The sequence below is a fragment of the Streptomyces sp. ATLC9 genome, from assembly GCF_057196705.1.
Window position 1 is genome coordinate 1 of sequence record NZ_JBXUOY010000467.1, and the last position, 2093, is coordinate 2093.

The window sequence follows — 2093 nt, forward strand, 5'->3', positions numbered from 1 at the left end:
CCCCGCGCCCCCCCAGGGGGGGGGGGCGGGGCCGCGGGCGCCGGGGGCCCCCCCCCACCGCCTTCACCATGGCCCACCCGGTGGGGTGGCTGTGAATAATCTCCGCGACCACGCGTACCGCGCAATCGCGAAGCTCGGCAGGGTCAAGGGGTGGGCGGGCCGTGACTCGATCAACTCAGGGAACCGAGCCTCCAATTAAAAGCTGAGCGTTTTATGCTCTTTAATCCACTGATGCCGAGAGGGGCAACGTGCTCGGAGGTTGTGCGACTCCTGACAAGACGTTGAAGGTGATCCCAGATGGTTAGCTGGCGTCACTTGCACGTCACACGACTTGGCGGCGTGTCCCTACTGTTGCAGTAGAGCTGCCCTGCTACCGGAAGGCCGTGATCAGTGCAGCCAGGGAAGTGACCAGGGTGGCAACTGCCGTGATTATGGCCGGAGTTATACGCCCTTTCGGAGGGCCCTCGTTACTCTGATCGCCAGACGTGCTCCGGCTCTCATCCCGCAGACACGTCGAGGTGCAGCAGTGATCGTCGTCAAGCGGATTGTGCACGTTGCTCCTCTCTTCGGGCTCATGCGGTTGCCACGTAGTAGGTGACAGCAGAGCCCAACTACCCCTCCCCCTCGACTGTAGCGAGCCAAGGGAAAGAGGAACGACCATGACGGGGTAACTCTGACACCATCGGAATCACCTACCGCCTTGGAACGAGACGTTCTCACTCACAGCCATCCGTAGCCGTGAGTCACAGTCTTTGATTCATAAATCCAAATCCCGTGGATCCGACCCACCGCTGCGACGTGCGCAACCATGCTCGTGTAGCAGTACGCCAAGCTGCAGTGCACTTCGTGGACAGTGCGGCTTGACGCCTAGGGATCAGTCGAGGAAACCCGAGAGGGACGATTCTCCTGGCTGCTACCCTAAATCTGCTGGTCCAGAGGCTGCGCTCGCAGGTGGTGAAGCGACACCTCGCATGGGTTGCCTCACTCGAGCGCTGGGCGGTGCGCGTGAGGGCTATCCTGAGCCTCGGAACTCCTCGTTCCGTTTTCATTTAGAATGACGCCCGGATTCGCTGCATTGCAAAGTGGAAGCCCTCGTGATACATCAATGAGGGCTCTTTCGTTACGGAGAGTGTCGGCCGAAAATCATCGAATCTGAGGGAGTCTTATTGATTTTTTGGCGCGAGAGTCAGGAATCTGATAATGAGCAACCGGATGGCGTCGAATGTCGCCTTAGGTCCGAAACCGGATTAATGCACGCGGAACCGTCGAAATGTGACGTGTGGTCCAGCCTGCGCCGTCAAAGTAGGTCCGTACACGCGCCATCGTCCGGACCGGCTCTGTCGAAACCGCCTGCCACGAGATAACCGCCCTGGCCGACCTCATCCATCACTTCGCCACACTGCTGGACCCCGCCGACAGCCATGCCAGCGGCTGACCGAGTGGACCACCAACGCACGTGCGGAGGACCTGCCCCACCTGCACGCCTTCACCCGCGGACTCGAACGCGACCGCGCCGCCGTCGATGCTGCCCTCACCCTGCCGTACCACAACGGCGGCACCGAAGGCGTCAACAACAAGACCAAGTCGATCAAGCGCCAGATGTACGGCCGAGCAGGATTCCCCCCTTCTTCGCTACCGCATCCTCCTCGGATGACATCACCCCGCGTCACCACCGCATGCGAGACAGAGCCGAACGCCTTACAGGCTCAGGGGAGTCACGCTTCAGCTTCGATCAGCTGATATTTCACGTCCTTTGGCGTTTGAGCTGCTTGAGTAAGGGGTTTTCTATTGATCCGAAACTCAAAGGGTTCTATTCGAGGGTGTAGCGAGCGGCTGGGGCATGGAAGTAGCCGCGGACGATGTGCGGCTGGCGCTGGCGGCGGTGGAAGAACCTGCGGGTTTCGGCGGCGAGCTCGGCCTGGTTCCGGGCTCGGCTGCGCATCGGCAGGCTGCGCTTGAGGTCGGCGTTCACCAGCTCGTCGCCCTGTCTGTCAGACTCCGGTGAGACCCAGAAGGTATACATCTCTTTGATCTGATGCAGGGCGAGACAGGACCAGGACCACCGTGACGATGACCCTTGCCGACCAGACCGT

At 60.8% G+C, this 2093-nt stretch carries 1 protein-coding gene and 1 pseudogene; one reads left to right on the top strand and one right to left on the bottom strand.

From position 1 onward, the window contains the following. Positions 1–1348: 1348 nt before the first annotated feature. A pseudogene (locus AC2CJA_RS26320) lies at positions 1349–1654 on the top strand (transposase); the annotation flags it as partial. A 156-nt stretch (positions 1655–1810) separates the two neighbouring features. Here AC2CJA_RS26320 and AC2CJA_RS26325 read toward each other — a convergent pair. Then, positions 1811–2023: a hypothetical protein gene (locus tag AC2CJA_RS26325; protein WP_484605162.1), complete on the bottom strand. Its 213-nt coding sequence runs from the start codon at positions 2021–2023 to the stop codon at positions 1811–1813. Positions 2024–2093 lie beyond the last annotated feature (70 nt).

Bases quoted from the DNA above. Each gene is read 5' to 3' on its own strand.
- AC2CJA_RS26325 (WP_484605162.1), bottom strand. From the start codon at position 2,023: ATGTATACCTTCTGGGTCTCACCGGAGTCTGACAGACAGGGCGACGAG.